Source organism: Ruminococcus sp. AF17-12 (assembly GCF_003479245.1).
GTDB classification, from domain to species: Bacteria; Bacillota; Clostridia; order Lachnospirales; family Lachnospiraceae; genus Blautia_A; species Blautia_A fusiformis.
On sequence record NZ_QUGY01000001.1, the window covers coordinates 160,019 to 176,781 of the forward strand.

Consider the following 16,763-nt stretch of genomic DNA (forward strand, 5'->3'; position numbering starts at 1 on the left):
ATATCCGGTATCCACAAACCGGATGTTTTTTCCCATGGATAACCCCGAGCCTGCCTGATTCTTCCCTTTACTCCAGTGGCTCTGCCAGTTTTGCCAGCTCCCCCGCAAACTTCATCAGCTCTTCGATCAGCCTTCCCTGTGGTGTCAGGATAAATTTCGGCTCATGATCAGCCTTAAACTGCAAACCTCTCCTGTACTGCGCCATAATAGCCGGGATACCTGCAGGATCCAGCTTGGCCTTTTCATAGAGCGTGATCCGGACATCTTTTCCAAGCTGCTTAATCTCCGTCACATATCCCTGATGAGCAAGAGCCTTCAGCCTTGCAATGGCGAGAAGGTTCAGCACAGCCTTTGTCGGCTCTCCAAAACGGTCGATCAGCTCCTCCAGCATATCGTCATACTCCTGCTGGCTTTCAATACCGGCAATACGCTTATAAATATCCAGCTTCTGGAACTCGTTGCTGATATAGGAATCCGGAATAAACGCATCAATGTTAAGATCAATGGTCGTCTCAAAATCATCCATAGTCCGGATTCCCTTTGCCTCCTTGACAGCCTCACTGAGCATCTTGCAGTAAAGGTCATAACCAACTGCATTCATATGCCCGTGCTGCTGAGCACCAAGCAGATTTCCTGCTCCACGAAGCTCCAGATCCTTCATAGCTATCTTAAAACCGCTTCCAAGGTCTGAATACTCCCGCATGGCGCTGAGCCGTTTCTCCGCGGTCTCCTGGAGCATCTTGTTTTTGGTATACATCAGGAATGCATAAGCAGTCCTGTTGGAACGTCCTACACGCCCACGTAGCTGATAAAGCTGGGAAAGGCCATATCTGTCCGAATCATGGATGATCATGGTGTTTACGTTGGAAATATCCAGTCCTGTTTCAATGATGGTGGTAGAAACCAGCACATCCACATCTCCGTTGATAAAATCATACATTACCTGCTCCAGTTCCCTCTGACTCATCTGTCCATGTGCAAAATCCACTCTGGCCTCCGGCACAAGTCTGGATATCCGAAGGGCTACTTCGGCAATGTCATTGACTCGATTATATACGTAATACACCTGTCCACCCCGGCGAAGCTCCCTGCGGATGGCTTCCCGGACAGTCTCCTCATCGTACTCCATAACGTATGTCTGGATTGGCACACGATCCATCGGCGGCTCTTCCAGAACGCTCATATCACGGATACCGATGAGACTCATATGAAGGGTTCTCGGAATTGGCGTTGCTGTCAGCGTCAGTACATCCACATCTTTTTTCATCTGCTTGATCTTCTCCTTGTGAGTAACACCGAAGCGCTGCTCCTCATCAATGATCAGAAGACCAAGATTTTTAAATTCCACATCTTTTGAAAGAACTCTGTGGGTGCCGATCACAATATCTACCTGCCCCTTTTTGATCCCTTCGATGGCCTTTTTCTGCTGGGCAGATGTCCGGAAACGACAGAGAAGTTCCACCTTTACCGGAAATTCTTTCATACGCTGTACAAAGGTATTGTAATGCTGCTGTGCAAGAATGGTGGTAGGGACAAGATAAACCACCTGCCGGCTTTCCTGTACTGCCTTAAACGCAGCTCTTAAAGCAACCTCCGTCTTTCCGTAACCAACGTCACCACACACAAGACGATCCATGATCCTGGTGCTTTCCATGTCTCTCTTGGTATCTTCAATGGCTGCCAGCTGATCCTCTGTCTCCTCATAGGGAAACATCTCCTCAAATTCCTTCTGCCATACGGTATCTGGTCCGCAGACATATCCCTCTTTCTCCTGGCGTACTGCATAAAGCTCTACCAGCTCTTTTGCGATATTTTTTACCGCACCCTTAACACGACTCTTGGTCTTATTCCACTCCTGACCGCCAAGCTTGTTCAGCTTGGGCGTTTTTGCATTTTCAGAGGATCCGGAATATTTCTGCAAAACATCCAGCTGGGTTGCCAGAATATAGAGATTACTGCCGCCCCGGTATTCGATCTTGATGTAATCCTTCACAACACGGTCAACCTCTACCTTTTCGATTCCACGATAAATACCCAGTCCATGCTTTTCATGAACAACAAGATCTCCAATGGAAAGCTCTGCAAAATCCTGGATCCGGTTTCCGCTGTACTTTTTCTTTTTTTTGCGCTTCTTCTGCTCTTTGCCGAAAATATCGGTTTCCGTCATCACTGCAAATTTGATCAGCGGATACTGGAAGCCACGTCTTGCATGACCATAGACCACCATGATCTCTCCGGGACTGATGATACGATCCATGTCCTGGCTGTAAAAAGCATTCAGACCTTCCTCTGAAAGATCTTTTGCCAGACGCTCCGCCCTGGTCCTGGAACCGGAGAGCAGTGCGATTCGGTATCCCTGCCTCTTATACTGAAGGAGATCCTTTACCAGAAGCTCAAAGCTGCTGTTATAAGAATCTACAGACTTCACCGTAAGATCAAATTCCTCATTGATCTTCCATCCGGAACGTCTGGGAGAGAGTGCGGATACAGCCACACAATTCCGTCTGTTCAGCTTCTTCTGCAGTTCCTGAAAACCACATAGCCACTGCTCCGGAAGATTTGCCTCGCCTTTTTCCTCTCTGTGCATACGACTCTGACGGTACTCTTCCTCCACACCCTCGCCGTTTTCTGCCAGGTGGTTCAGTTCATCCAGAAACACCAGTGTTTTTTCTTCCGGAAAATAATCCAGAAAGGATACCATATCCTCTCCGTCCATCTTTTCCGCGGCCGGATAGATCGTAATTTCATCTACATTTTCCAGGGATCTCTGGCTTTCCGCATCAAAGCTTCGGATAGAATCCACCTCATCATCCCACAATTCGATACGCCAGGGATTATCCTCTGTCAGCGGATAGATATCAATGATTCCTCCACGCACAGAAAACTGCCCCGGAAGCTCTACCTGACCGGTGCGTTCATATCCCAGCTCTACCAGCTCTTCCTTCAGCTGATCCAAATCGATCACACTGTCACTTTTAAAATGAAGAAGCCTGCTTCTGATCTTTTCCAGCGGCATCAGGAAATCCATACATCCGTCAATACTGGTAACAACGGTCACTTCTTCCTGTTCCAGAAGTGCCCGGATCACACGCATCCGCTGCCGGATCAGAAGATTTCCGTGAATATCTGCCTGAAAAAACAGAAGATCCTTTGCCGGATAAAAATATACATTTTTGTCATAGAAGCGGTAATCCTCATAGATTTCCTTTGCATTACGCTCATCATCCGCAAGGATCAGATGATATGGAAAAAGCCCGGAAAGTCCATACATCAGATGGACCTTCTGGGACTCCATGCATCCGGAAACGTTAAGAATTCCGCAGTTTGCGCCACAACGCTTTTTTATTTCCCCAAACTCTGCAAGACCCTGCAGAGGCTGCAAAAATGCTTCCATACAAACCTCAATTCTTAGGCTTTTTCCTGTTATACTTATTCATCGCCGCATCTACGCCCTCGGACAGGATCATCTCCACAGCCTCTGCCGCATCATTGATCCCTTCATCCACAAGCTTGCGGTCACTGTCCGAAAAATGCCCCAGCACAAAATCTGCCAGATCCCAGTCTTTCGGTTTCGCACCGACACCAACACGGATACGGATAAATTTTTCAGTTCCAAGACGGCGGATGATATCCTTTATCCCGTTATGTCCGCCCGCACTGCCTTTTTTGCGAATACGAAGCTGTCCAGGCTCCAGATCGATATCATCGTAGATCACGATCAGCTCTGTCTCCGGATCGATCTTGAAATAGCCGGACATCTCCTGGATCGGACCACCGCTTAAATTCATATAGGAAAGCGGTTTCATCAGAATAGCTTTTTCACCGCCGATGATACCTTTTCCATACATGGCATTAAATTTTACGCCACCCTGCGGGATATTATTCTTCTCCACAAGACAGTCAACGGTGTCAAAGCCCATGTTGTGGCGTGTAGCCTCATACTGCTTTCCCGGATTTCCCAAACCTGCAATTAAATACATAAAAACTCCTCAGCTGTAATTTACCTGTTTCAATGCCAGGCCTTCTTATGCCTTAAGGCATACAAATGCTCTGATCGTATCAGTTGAAATATACCATCTCATCAGCAAGTGGCTCGCAAACTTCCACATGCTCTGCGTAAAGTACGATTCCCTCTCCCTGATATTCCATTCTCTTCTCAAACGCAACCTTCGCGGTAACATCCACCCACTGGCCTTCTGCGATCTTCGGAGCAAAAGCGCTCTTGCAAATATAACCAAGGAATGTGGTATCATCTGCACAGCATGTCATGGCTGTTCTTCCGGGAACAAAGAATTTGCTTCCCATTCCACGCGGCTTCAGGGCACGTGCTTTAAAGTGAACGGTTTTTCCGACATAGCGGTCCGGATGATCCATGGAATCCACAAACCAGATACCATAATCCTCCGGAAGAATATCGATCACCGGCGCATCAATATCAAATGGCATCTCATCCTCAAAAAGATCACCAAGCTCGCCTTCTTCATCCTCAAAAATAATCTCCGCACGCTGGTTCACCACCTTGATGCTTCTTCTGTAAGAAGGAAGCGGATCATTCTCCTGGCAGCGGTTAAAGATAACCATATCAGCATTGCGGACCATGTCCATAAAAAGGGACTTCATATTCGCCATATAAACCTGGAATGTGCTTGCATCCACACAGGTGATATGCTGCTCCACGCCCCAGCCTTCCGGTTTTTCCATCTCTTCAAATTTACTTACCAGCCACATGCCATTGTACTCAATGATCACCCGCTCCGGCTGATGCAGGATTTCCATTGCCGCAAGTCGTTCCGGTGTAAGCTCTTCCTCGCTGTCAATGATCTCCACAACGGTATTGCACTGTTTCAGTGCTTCCTCATCATATTCTTCCTCACCTTCTTCGCAAAGGATCAGAAGTGTTTTTCCATCGATCTGAAAGTAATCCTGCTGCAGGGTAAAGCTCAGGAAAGAGGTCTTGCCGCTTTCCAGAAAACCTGTGATCAGATAAACGGGTACTCTGGTCTCTTCCATAAATCCATCCTGTCAGATACTGTACGATTTAATGTACAGTATCTGTTTCCTTTCTGTAACAATCTATATCTGTATTCCGCTTTGGTTTTGCGTCAAAACGGACATTTATTTTATCATATGCTTTATGCGATCCCGAAAAGCTCTTCCAGAGCATGCTCGTCAAGTTTGGAACCGATCACGCACAGACGGCCTGTATATTCTGGTGCGCCCTCACGGATCTCGGTTTCTTCCGGAACCATATCAAAATAGATCCATGTTCCGTCCTCTGCCGGAAGCATTCCCTTTGCGCGGAGGATGATACCGTATTTATCAGACTCGGAAAGTGCCTCAAGGATATTCTCAAGTCCCTCACGTGTATATTTTTTAATAGTCTCACGGCCCCAGCTTGTGAAGACCTCATCTGCATGATGATGGTGGTGGTCATGTCCACAGCCACACTCTCCGTCATGATGGTGGTGCTCATGCTCGTGATCATGTCCGCAGCCGCACTCTCCGTCGTGGTGATGGTGATGCTCATGCTCTTCATGATCATGTCCGCAGCCACACTCTCCGTCATGGTGGTGATGATGCTCATGTTCTTCATGATCATGTCCGCAGCCACACTCTCCGTCGTGGTGATGATGCTCATGCTCTTCCTCAAGCATCTCCTGCTCCAGGGATACCGGATGCTCCATAACCTCTACCAGTTTCTTACCGTCAAGATTCTCAATCGGAGTCGTGATGATAGCAGCATCCTTATTCAGGCTACGGAGAAGCTCCAGAGACTCCTGAACCTTTTTCTCACTTGCAATATCGGTACGGCTCATGATGATGGCACCTGCATACTGGATCTGGTTATCAAAGAACTCACCGAAGTTCTTCATATACATTTTGCATTTTTTTGCATCAACAACAGTTGTATAGCTGTTCAGTTTAATGTCAACCTCGTCCTGAACACCCTGTACAGCCTTGATAACGTCAGAAAGCTTACCAACTCCTGATGGCTCGATCAGGATCCTGTCCGGATTGTATTTGGTAACAACCTCTTTCAGGGATGTTCCGAAATCTCCTACCAGAGAGCAGCAGATACATCCGGAATTCATCTCACGGATCTGGATCCCAGCCTCTTTCAGAAATCCGCCGTCAATACCGATCTCACCGAACTCGTTCTCGATCAGAACTACCTGCTCACCCTGAAATCCGTCCTTCAGAAGCTTTTTGATCAGAGTTGTTTTTCCGGCACCAAGGAAACCGGAGATAATATCAATTTTAACCATTTTGTATACACTCCTTTTAACGTAGTTTGACCAGGAAGTATTATACCCCCTGGTTGTATCCTGTTATGATCATGATGACAGAGAAAAACTATCTGTTTCTGTATCTGCTGTCATTATATCCATTTTACAAAACAGACATTCATATTCTGCTTTATATTCAGATTAATAGAGGGATGTGAAAAGCTCACATCCCTGAAAATCGTTCTTCCTATCAGCCGTTGATCATAAAGTTCATAAGCTTGTCGATATCCTCTTTCTCTGCTGCAACGATCTCAAGTTCCGGAATTTCCCCGGCGGAAAAGATGTTTGCAAGAGATACATACTGGGAAAGCTTGGATTTCAGGTTCAGTCTGTCTCCCTCTCCTGTTACAAGCTCTACTCTGCCTTTGCAGCTGTCAATTACCTCAAAAAATTTATCGATATCTGTAATATGTGTTACTTTCATTTTAAAAATCTCCTTTCTTATCAAAGGGCTGTTCTTAACTCTTTCCATTAAATTATACCCCAGTGTTTTTAAAAAAGCAATCCCTGCCGGGCAAAAACACTTCACAGATATTCTCTGCGGATCTATATATATTTCGTCATATTTCTTCAATTTCAACGGTACAGTCTTTTCTTCCTTTGTTCCATTTCATGAGATAAACCTTAAATCCCAGAGAATCTCTGGCAATGGTAAACGGTTCTTCTCTGAATACTTCGGATCCGATACCCTGCTTTTTCAGCTCTGCCTGTTTTGCACTGGCTTTTTCCGTAAGAACTTTAATTTCTTCGTCAGCTTCTTTTCCAAAAGACCGATCCCCATATCCTGATGACGCTTCCCTCAGCTTTTCGGAAAGGCACATCGTTACCTGAATGTGTTTTGTACGGTGAAGCATTCCTGCCAGTTTCCGTGCTACCCATTTAAACGGAAGTTTCCGGTAAATTTCAAGCCACCTGACAAAGGTACGGTCTCCTGCCTGCCTTGCGATCTCTCCCATTACCTCAATTGCCTTTTCCGAGGGAATCCACGGATTTTCCCTGGGAACAATATACTTTTCCGGAACAGACGGATAACAGCAGTAATTCAATGGCGGAAATTCCACCAGTACAGAAAGCTTCTCCTCCAGAGCGTTGCAGCTGTCCCCGCCTATATAATCATATTTGTCGCGGAGGATTGCCAGGCGATATTCCAGCTGCCGTAAATATTCATACCCTTCTATCCAGAAATGACCGATCCGGCTGTAATCGTAGAGATATTTTTCCAGAGACAGGGTTTCAAAAAACAAAGTCACCACCGAATCATCCTGGTGAACCACAAGGATATATTCTCTGCCCTGCCGGCTTAAATCTGCCAGGATCTCGCCCTCGTAATCCGGTTTGTATACACCTGTCATACGGGCATTTCCAAAAACAAGAAAGCTTTCTACCGCATCATTCATAAGATACACAAGGCGGATTTCTCCGTTTTTTACATAAGAATCCACTTTGTATATATTGTCATCGGACTTTTCCGCAATTGCTTCCGAAAAAGCACTCTCTGAAGCTGCTTTCTGATCCTGCGGGCCTTTCTCATCATTCACTGCCACCAGTTCAAACTGATCTTCTCCAAGCAGCTCTGCAAGCTTCTGAAATGTATCTGGCAGCTCTTCAAATGCCTTCTCTGAGACATATCTCTCCGGTGCTGTTTTTTCTGCAGTATTATTTCCAGTATCCATCAATTACCTCTTTATTCAGTTTCTCCCCAATAACGATCATGATCTCCTGTCCCAGCTTTGCTGGCCGGATGCAGATCTCATGGCGGGTGGCATTCAGCTCCAGCCACTGTCCGTCTTCTTTCTTAAGAAAACCTTTTACGCGGAAAACATCTCCGCAGGACGGGTCGTTCAAGATCTTTTCTGCTGTTTCCCGAAGTTCCTCTTCGCTCTTATGAACATTCATAAAAAACAGGGAATCAAATCCACCGCCTTCTGCATAGGATTCTTTCACATAATCTTCTGCCACATACCTGCAGTTCAAGATCTTTTCCAAATCTTCGTCTGTAAAATCATCCCAGTTTTTATCCATGATTTCGCTGTCCAGACGGCGCTTACACTGGATCTGACCAAGTGCACGGTTGAGATGTTCCTTTGTGCTGTGGATCTCTTCCTCTGTAGCTTCCTGACTCCTGCTCAGAAGTACGCAACCTGCATCTGCCACCTCAGAAGCCAGCAGATAATCCGCTTCCGCAGAAAGATCCTCTGCCAGCTTCGCATCCACAATGGCGATCACATTTCCGATCTCATACCATTTATCCAACGGTTCCTCATGGAGGGCGTCAAAGAACTCATCCACATCAAAGATTCCGGATGGTTCTACGATGACACGGTCGTAACCGCACATTCCCATGGCGATCAGCTTTGTCTTAAATCGCCGTCTGTGACAGTCCGCATCACAGCCCCCGGAAACCATCTCCAGCTCACAGTTGTCTCCCATTAGATCCTGAAGCAGCATCATATCCACATTCACTGCCCCGAAATCATTTTCCAGGATCCCGATGTTCATGCCTTTTTTCAGAAGATAGGAGGCATATTTTTTTATAAATGTTGTCTTTCCGGATCCGAGAAATCCGGTTATCAGATCGATCTTTATCATATTTCTTCCTTTACCTTATCAACTCTCCGGAGCATACAGTAAAATAAATGCAAATATATGCTTTACTTATGTTCCGGTCATATTTCAATAATCTCCTGCCCAACAAATGCCGGACTGCTATCAGTATATAATCTTTTTTCCGCAAAGAAAAGAGGCGGTCCTGAAAAATCCTCTCAGAACTACCTCTTTCCGGCTATTTTATCTTTTTATAAACATATATGAAGATTACTTTGTAAACAGATCTACCAGATCCTGACCATCATTATAGCCCTGTTTTTTCAGTTCCTGAACAAACCAGTCATCTACACCGTCTACTGCTTTCTTAAAGGAATCGATATCCATGTCCTTTTTCTCTGTGAAGGTCACACTGTTTTTGTCTGCCCAGCGTGCTTTGATCTCATCATCACTGGAACGGTTGATGTAACGCTCATACTCAACAGCTTTCTGACCACACTCGTCAACAACAGCCTGCTGCTCCGGTGTCAGCGCATCATAAATATCCTGGTTGATGCAGAAGAACAGGCAGTCATAGATTGCATCCCACATGGAGCAATATGGCTGTACCTCCTGTACACTGGCTGCATCGATGGCGGGCAACGGATTCTCCTCGCCCTCTACCGTATTCTGCTGAAGTGCTGTGTAGGTCTCGGACCAGTTCATATTTGTAGCATCTGCCCCCCATCTCTTATAACACTCCATAAGAAGATTAGAGCCGGCTACACGAACCTTCAGATTCTTCATATCATCTACAGATTTTACCTCATGCTTGCTGTTTGTCAACTCACGAAATCCGTTCTCTGCAATACCCATACAGTGAAGTCCGTAGCCGTTAAGGATCTCCTTCAGCTTGTCTCCGGCCTCTCCGTCAAACTTCGCATCTGCATCATCATAGGAATCATAGATGAACGGCAGGGATACCACATTGAAGCGTGGATCAAATGCAGAATAGATCAGATTGGAATGCATGGAGATCTGTACCGGGTCTCCGTTCATCAATGCCTGGATTCCCTCGGACTGATTTCCGTTTGTCAGCTGATCCGCTGCGTAAATGTTAACCTTGACCTTTCCTCCGGTAGCCTTTTCCATGAGTTCACCGAACTTACGTCCTCCATCAGCCCAGGTACTTGTCTCCGTTGTGGAGCATGCAAAGTTCCAGGTTGTCTCAGGCCAGTTCAGATCACTGTAATCCTCCACGGTATCTACCGAATCCTCTGTAAACAGATCTACAAGATCCTGTGCATCGTCATAGCCTTCACTCTTAAGCTCCTTTACAAACCAGTCGTCGATTCCGTCTACTGCTTTCTTGAAGGAATCGATATCCATATCCTCTTTCTTTGTAAAGGTCACACCGTTGCTCTTCTCCCAGCGGCTCATGATCTCCTCGTCGCCGGAACGGTTGATATAACGCTCATACTCAACGGCCTTCTGGCCTGCCTCATCAACAACCTGCTGCTGTTCCGGTGTCAGGCTGTCATAGATATCCTGGTTGATACAGAAGAACAGACAATCATAGATTGCATCCCACATGGAGCAGTACGGCTGTACCTCCTGTACACTGGCTGCGTCGATCGCAGGCAACGGGTTCTCCTCACCCTCTACCGTATTCTGCTGAAGTGCTGTGTATGTCTCAGACCAGTTCATATTTGTGGCATCTGCCCCCCATCTCTTATAGCATTCCATAAGAAGGTTGGAACCGGCCACACGAACCTTCAGGTTCTTCATGTCGTCTACTGTTTTTACTTCATGCTTGCTGTTTGTCAGCTCACGGAAACCATTCTCTGCGATTCCCATACAATGAAGTCCGTACTCACCAAGGATCTCTTTCAGCTTTTCTCCGGCCTCACCGTCAAATTTTGCATCCGCGTCATCGTAGGAATCATAGATAAACGGCAGGGATACTACATTGAATCTCGGGTCAAATGCAGAATAGATCAGATTGGAATGCATGGAGATCTGTACCGGATCTCCGTTCATCAGTGCCTGGATTCCCTCGGACTGATTTCCGTTTGTCAGCTGATCTGCTGCGTAAATATTAACCTTGACTTTTCCGCCGGTTGCTTTTTCCATAAGCTCACCAAACTTACGTCCTCCGTCAGCCCAGGTACTTGTTTCAGTTGTAGAGCATGCGAAGTTCCATGTCATCTCCGGCCAGTCAAGATCACTGTAATCCGCGATGGTATTAAAGGAATCACTTCCGTCTCCGGAATCCTTGGAACTCTGGCTTTCTGTGTCAGAAGACTGGTCTCCTGTATAGGAGCCCTCTTTTGCAAGAGCCTTCGGAAGAGCTGTGGAAACAGCCGGAATATAAGTGATGATCAGAAGAACTGCAACGGATGCAGCGATCATCGGCATAACTGCTCTGGAGATCTGCTGAAGAGTAACCTCCAGACCTTTTTTGATCTTGATACTGATGGCAACGAAAAGATTTACACCTACCGGAGGTGTTACCTGTCCGATCGCAAGGTTAACTGTTGCCATAACGCCGAATGCTACCACATCATAGCCCAGAGCCTTACATACCGGAAGCATGATCGGTACAAAAATGTACATCGCAGAGTTTGCATCAATGAAGCATCCTGCGATCAGGAAAATGATGTTTACGATCAGAAGGAAGGTAAACTGATTATGTGCAATGCCGGCAAGAAGCTCAGATGCCGCATTTGCAATACCAAACTTGGTACATACAAAAGAGAACAGGGAAGCACTCGCTACGATCAGCATGATTCCACCGGTTGTCTTTGCAGAATCCACAAGAATGTCAAACAGATCTTTGAGCTTAACCTCACGGTAGATCACCATACCAACAAACAGACCGTAAACAACAGATACGGCTGCAGCCTCAGTTGGTGTAAAGATACCGCCGTAAATTCCTCCGAGGATGATAACCGGCATCAGGAATCCCCAGAATGCATCTTTAAATGTATCCCAGCGCTCTTTTGCGGAAGCTTTTTCACGGGATGGCTGAATGTTATGTTTCTTTGCCTCGATCATAACGATGATCACAAGAGCAACACCCATCAGAAGTCCCGGAACGATACCAGCCATAAACATATCTGCAATAGATACACCTGTGATGGAAGCGTATACAACAAATGCGATACTCGGCGGTATGACAATGGCGATGGAACTGGAGGTTGCCATCAATGCCGTGGAAAACGGTGCGGAGAAACCGCCCTGCTCAACCATAGCCGGGATCAGAACTGCTCCAAGTGCCGCAACCGTTGCAGGACCGGAACCGGAGATTGCTCCGAAGAAGCAGGCTACAATAACACATACAATGGCGATACCGCCCTTTTTATGTCCTACGCAGGTATCTACGAAGTTGATCAGTCGTTTGGAAATACCGGCTTTTGCCATAATGTTTCCGGACAGAACAAAGAACGGGATAGCAAGAAGCAGGAATTTACTGATTCCGGAGTACATATTTGTAGCTACGATCGTCAGAGATGTACCGGAATAAAGGATGGCACATACAGATGACAGACCTAAGCAGATCGCAATGGGAAGTCCCAGGATCAGGAAAACAAAGAAGGAGATAAATAAGATTGCACTGATCATTTATTTGTCCTCCTTTTCATCATCTTTTTTCAGGCAGAAGTCCAAGCAGTACTCAATAAAATGAAGGATCATACAGCCTGCTCCGATCGGCACGAAGGACCAGAAGATCCACTCCGGCCAGTTCAATACGAAAGTTCTCTTGCCGTTTGCCAGCTGTGTAAGAACTTTGTCCATTCCATATTTAAATAAAATTGCGGAAAAAACAATGCTCAGGACCGTGATCAGGATCACAGATGGTTTTTCCAGTTTTTTCGGAAGACGGTCCGTAACCAGTGTCAGACTTACCAGTCCTCCTTTTTCACGGCAGGCAAGTGCTGCTGCCAGAAGTGTGATGAGAACAAACACCGCTACAACAAGCTCTTCTGTAAAAGACCATGAGCGATGGATGACCTTACGGGAAAATACATTTCCCACAGTCAGCACAAGGATCAGCAGTGTGGAAATGACCAGTACGATTTTTTCTACTGCTGCAAGTGCGTTCATGAGTTTTTTGTACACTTTCATACTCTTTCCCCTTTTGTATATTTTTCCGGTTTCAGATCCTTACCGCGTGGTTTAAAATGTTTTGGATAAAAAAAATCCGTCCCCTTTCAGGGACGGATATAAAATTCCGCAACCACCCTGTTTCTCCATTGAAACAAGCACGATTCTGCAACGTACCGGCATACGCGACTTCTGTAACGGGAAGCACCCGTGAAAACCTACTTACTTGTCTGAAACTTTCGGCTTTCCTTCTCAGGGATGATATTCAAGGCAGTTCCGACGCTGCATCACACCAGTCACAGCTCTCTGAAGACGGTTCCTCTGTCTTTACTGATTCCCTTCATGGAATTTACTTCTGTTATGTGTTAACTCTTTAATGAGCTAAACCAATTCTAACTCTGTTTGTTTTGATAGTCAAGTTTTTTTTTCAAAAACTCCTTCAGGCGTTCTTTCCTTCTCCGGCGAAGTACTCCTTCACAAGCTTTACAACCACACCGGAAAGCAGGAATACTGCGATCAGGTTAGGGATCGCCATCAGACCGTTGAAGGTCTCTGCGATACTCCAGAGAAGTCCAAGGTCAACAGTTGCGCCGATGATCGCTACCAGAGAGTACAGTACCATAAAAGGTCTGATAGCTTTTTCCTTAAAAAGGAACTCCGCACATCTGGCTCCGTAAAGTCCCCATCCAATGATAGTGGAAAATGCGAAGCAGCACATGGCAACTGCTGTAAAGATGGAAACCCAGTTTCCGTATGTACTGGTAAAACCGCTGATGGTAAGCTCCGCTCCTGCTGCTGCGCCATAACCAACCGGCACCCCGCTGCAGAGGATGACAAGCGCTGTCAGCGTACAGATCACGATCGTGTCCGTGAATACCTCAAAGATCCCGAAAAATCCCTGTTTTACAGGTTTTCTGGTGTCTGCACAGGCATGTGCGATGGAACCGGTACCAAGACCTGCCTCATTGGAAAAAATACCTCTGGAAACACCTTTTTTCATACTCATGAAAAAGCTTCCTACTACGCCGCCTGTCACAGATGCCGGATTAAATGCCCCTCTGATGATAGCGCTGAAAACACCCGGAACATTTTTCCAGTTGATGATAACTACACCGACAGCAAGAATAATATAAAACAATGCCATAAACGGTACCAGCTTTTCTGTAACCTGGCCGATCCTTTTGATTCCGCCAAGCAGGATCATTGCCACAAGAATCGCAAGGATGATCCCCATAACAAGGTTTACCGTAGAAGTATTGTCTGCAGCGATCACATTGTAATTGATCAGTGCAGAATCAATAGCTGTTGTAATGGTATTAACCTGGGTTGCATTTCCGGTTCCGAAAACAGTAAGCACACCAAAAGCGGAAAACAGATATGCCAGCCAGTGCCAGTGTTTTTTTAGACCATTCTTAATGTAATACATTGGTCCTCCAACCAGATCTCCGTTGGCATTGGTTTCGCGGAAATGTACCGCAAGTGTTACTTCTGAAAACTTTGTACACATTCCAAGAAGTGCGGAAATCCACATCCAGAATACGGCTCCCGGTCCTCCGATGGCAATAGCACCTGCCACACCTGCAATATTTCCCGTTCCCACGGTAGCAGCTAACGCCGTACAAACAGCCTGAAACGGTGTCAGACTTCCATCGGAAGCTTCTCTTTTCCGAAGCATACGTCCGATAGTGACCCTGATGGCATAGGGAAATTTCCGAATCTGAAGAAAATTCGTGCGGATACTTAAATAAAGACCTACACCAATAATACAGATCATCGCAGGAACGCCCCAGATAAAATTGTTTACAGCAGCATTCACTGATTCAATAACAGATAACATTCTATAATCCTTCCCTTATTTAATTTTGTCTTTTTGGATTGTACGTTTGTCTGTACAAAAAGACGATTCGTTAGATTATATCACATTTTTTGTCGAATGTATAAGAGAAAAGCTTTATAATTTTACTATGATAAAGAAAGAAAGTGAATAAAAGCTGCCAATCCTGTTGTTAAATATGTGATACACCTGTAGTAAAAATACTTATCTGTGATCAATATCATTTTCCGTATCGTCCAGGAATGTAAATATATATCCCCAGTATTTCTCCAGGATCTTACCTCTGCTTCCATAGATCTCATGCTTTGTTCCAATCATATGGATATAATCACAGCTTGTTTTTCCCTGGCGATTGATCTTTCCGGCAAAATTTTTCAGGGCACGGACAGACACCAGATCTTCAGTCTGGGCCTGGATGAGCAGCATTGGTGCCGTATATTTTTTCCATCCGTAGAGACGCAGATACCAGCTCATTTCCGCAGAAGCCCAGAGCCAGCCGTAGGATGGAGACCAGGTCTGGAGCTCCTTATGTTCTGCACGGAGATTTTTGTATCGCTCGTATCTTGGTTTTGATGTTGCGGAGCTTGTCTCAAAAGAACCGCTGCCATCGTAAGGCTTTCGGCCAGCTACATATTCCTCATCTTTTCCGAAAATGCATTTCTCCAGAGCTATGCCGGTGGCTGCCGGCCACGGAACATTATCTGTAAGAGGACGGATCATCGGAGAAGAAAGGATCACCTTGTGAAACCAGTCCGGCTCCCAGGCTGCAGCAATACCACCGATGGCACCACCCATGGAATGTGCATACAAGTTAAGTGACAGATCCGGATGTGCTTTCTTTATATAGCGGCATGCTTTCAGAAAATCGCGGATATATCTTCTCCATGTATCGATGTGGACCAGAGACGGGTCTGCGGTAAGACGATAGCTGCGGCCATGGCCGCAATGCTCCGGAATATATACATGATAGCCTTCCTTAAGAAAATAATAGGCCACTTCATCATATTTTACTGCTGATTCTGTGAATCCGTGGCTGATGACTACCACACCTTTAGGCATATCAATATCAGACAGATACTGCAGCATATGGATCTTACCTGTGATCCGTTTGCTTTCGTTACGAAACGGATAATCCGCACCCGGTACATAAAGTTCCCTTCTGTGAGACAGAAGATATGGCGTTACGATATTTTTCATGGTTTCTTCGTATTCATTTTCATGTATGATCTGCATATTGGTTAAAAACCTCCCTTGCTATTACTGTATTGCTTTTTTGCTTCTCCCAAACTCTGCTTTTCAAAACCCTTCCATGTTGTCACAGCTGTTTTCTTACAGGATAACAGAATTCACTCCTCCAGGCAATCCTTTTCAGACCATTTTGCTCTTTAATTTCCATTAAAAAATGCCCGAACATTTTGATATGTACCGGGCATTTCTTCTATTATTTAATAAAATCTCACAATATCTTCCACATCTTTACGTTTCGGTCTTGCAGGCTCTTCGGCTGCTTTTCCGATGGCGATCACTGCCATTACCGTTTCTGTTTCCGGAATGGAAAGGATCTCACGGAGCTTGTCTCCGGCACGAAGTCCCATGATCAGGGTTCCATATCCAAGCTCCTTTGCCTTCAAGATCAGATTCTCGTTCTGAAGTCCCAGATCATAGCAGCCCCAGCCGTTTCCGAGTTCATTATCTGGTGTTCCGTCTTTCTGAAATCCGGCATGGTTATGTACAAAGGTTGTAACGATCAGGGAGGCATTCTCTGCTTTTGCCTGGTTCATTTCCGGCAGACATTCTCTGCTGACCTTCTCCACCATCTCTTCGGACATTACACAATAATATCTTCCGGTCTGGGAGTTTTTCCAGCTGGGTGCTTCCTGAGCGGCCCGGATCACTGCAAGAAGATCTTCTTTTGTGATCCTGCTCTCCGGGCTGTATTTACGGATGGTCCTTCTCTCTTCGATCAGTTTCTGAAATTCCATATTTTTCCTCCTTATCTGTCCGGTGCAGGA

Annotated in this window: 12 protein-coding genes and 1 other annotated feature; all 12 genes read right to left on the reverse strand. The window is 45.8% G+C overall.

What is annotated here, in order from left to right:
• Positions 1-67 precede the first annotated feature (67 nt).
• Entirely contained in the window at positions 68-3,394 is a 3,327-nt protein-coding gene (gene mfd, locus DWW77_RS00800; protein ID WP_118607884.1) for a transcription-repair coupling factor, read from the reverse strand.
• Positions 3,395-3,401: 7 nt separating this feature from the next.
• Positions 3,402-3,980 (reverse strand): aminoacyl-tRNA hydrolase, encoded by a 579-nt coding sequence (gene pth / locus DWW77_RS00805; protein ID WP_118514159.1) that lies wholly within the window; start codon positions 3,978-3,980, stop codon positions 3,402-3,404.
• A gap of 79 nt (positions 3,981-4,059) precedes the next feature.
• A complete protein-coding gene (locus tag DWW77_RS00810) occupies positions 4,060-5,010 on the reverse strand; it encodes a TIGR03943 family putative permease subunit (RefSeq protein ID WP_118607885.1) in 951 nt (316 codons plus the stop codon).
• A gap of 122 nt (positions 5,011-5,132) precedes the next feature.
• A complete protein-coding gene (locus DWW77_RS00815; protein WP_118607886.1) occupies positions 5,133-6,266 on the reverse strand; it encodes a CobW family GTP-binding protein in 1,134 nt (377 codons plus the stop codon).
• A 211-nt stretch (positions 6,267-6,477) separates the two neighbouring features.
• Positions 6,478-6,711 (reverse strand): hypothetical protein, encoded by a 234-nt coding sequence (locus DWW77_RS00820; RefSeq protein WP_015525508.1) that lies wholly within the window; start codon positions 6,709-6,711, stop codon positions 6,478-6,480.
• 136 nt (positions 6,712-6,847) lie between these two features.
• On the reverse strand, positions 6,848-7,960 hold the full coding sequence (locus tag DWW77_RS00825; protein WP_118607887.1) for a DUF3878 family protein: 1,113 nt from the start codon (positions 7,958-7,960) through the stop codon (positions 6,848-6,850).
• On the reverse strand, positions 7,944-8,876 hold the full coding sequence (locus DWW77_RS00830) for a GTP-binding protein (protein WP_118607888.1): 933 nt from the start codon (positions 8,874-8,876) through the stop codon (positions 7,944-7,946). The genes DWW77_RS00825 and DWW77_RS00830 overlap by 17 nt, the downstream gene beginning before the upstream one ends.
• Before the next feature lie 225 nt (positions 8,877-9,101).
• Complete coding sequence (locus DWW77_RS00835; RefSeq protein ID WP_021652866.1) at positions 9,102-12,434, reverse strand: TRAP transporter large permease subunit; 3,333 nt, start codon at positions 12,432-12,434, stop codon at positions 9,102-9,104.
• Positions 12,435-12,938 carry a TRAP transporter small permease gene (locus tag DWW77_RS00840; protein ID WP_015525504.1) on the reverse strand — a complete coding sequence of 168 codons (504 nt, stop codon included), beginning with the start codon at positions 12,936-12,938 and terminating at the stop codon, positions 12,435-12,437.
• Between the two features lie 85 nt (positions 12,939-13,023).
• Positions 13,024-13,270 (reverse strand) — a binding site (T-box leader).
• 86 nt (positions 13,271-13,356) lie between these two features.
• Entirely contained in the window at positions 13,357-14,754 is a 1,398-nt protein-coding gene (locus DWW77_RS00845) for an alanine/glycine:cation symporter family protein (protein ID WP_015525503.1), read from the reverse strand.
• Positions 14,755-14,955: 201 nt separating this feature from the next.
• On the reverse strand, positions 14,956-15,984 hold the full coding sequence (locus tag DWW77_RS00850; protein WP_015525502.1) for an alpha/beta fold hydrolase: 1,029 nt from the start codon (positions 15,982-15,984) through the stop codon (positions 14,956-14,958).
• A 212-nt stretch (positions 15,985-16,196) separates the two neighbouring features.
• Positions 16,197-16,733 carry a nitroreductase family protein gene (locus DWW77_RS00855; RefSeq protein WP_015525501.1) on the reverse strand — a complete coding sequence of 179 codons (537 nt, stop codon included), beginning with the start codon at positions 16,731-16,733 and terminating at the stop codon, positions 16,197-16,199.
• Positions 16,734-16,763: the final 30 nt, after the last annotated feature.

Bases quoted from the DNA above. Each gene is read 5' to 3' on its own strand.
- DWW77_RS00830 (WP_118607888.1), bottom strand. From the start codon at position 8,876: ATGATAAAGATCGATCTGATAACCGGATTTCTCGGATCCGGAAAGACA.
- DWW77_RS00845 (WP_015525503.1), bottom strand. From the start codon at position 14,754: ATGTTATCTGTTATTGAATCAGTGAATGCTGCTGTAAACAATTTTATC.
- DWW77_RS00825 (WP_118607887.1), bottom strand. From the start codon at position 7,960: ATGGATACTGGAAATAATACTGCAGAAAAAACAGCACCGGAGAGATAT.
- DWW77_RS00820 (WP_015525508.1), bottom strand. From the start codon at position 6,711: ATGAAAGTAACACATATTACAGATATCGATAAATTTTTTGAGGTAATT.
- DWW77_RS00810 (WP_118607885.1), bottom strand. From the start codon at position 5,010: ATGGAAGAGACCAGAGTACCCGTTTATCTGATCACAGGTTTTCTGGAA.
- mfd (WP_118607884.1), bottom strand. From the start codon at position 3,394: ATGGAAGCATTTTTGCAGCCTCTGCAGGGTCTTGCAGAGTTTGGGGAA.
- DWW77_RS00835 (WP_021652866.1), bottom strand. From the start codon at position 12,434: ATGATCAGTGCAATCTTATTTATCTCCTTCTTTGTTTTCCTGATCCTG.
- DWW77_RS00855 (WP_015525501.1), bottom strand. From the start codon at position 16,733: ATGGAATTTCAGAAACTGATCGAAGAGAGAAGGACCATCCGTAAATAC.
- DWW77_RS00850 (WP_015525502.1), bottom strand. From the start codon at position 15,984: ATGCAGATCATACATGAAAATGAATACGAAGAAACCATGAAAAATATC.
- pth (WP_118514159.1), bottom strand. From the start codon at position 3,980: ATGTATTTAATTGCAGGTTTGGGAAATCCGGGAAAGCAGTATGAGGCT.
- DWW77_RS00840 (WP_015525504.1), bottom strand. From the start codon at position 12,938: ATGAAAGTGTACAAAAAACTCATGAACGCACTTGCAGCAGTAGAAAAA.
- DWW77_RS00815 (WP_118607886.1), bottom strand. From the start codon at position 6,266: ATGGTTAAAATTGATATTATCTCCGGTTTCCTTGGTGCCGGAAAAACA.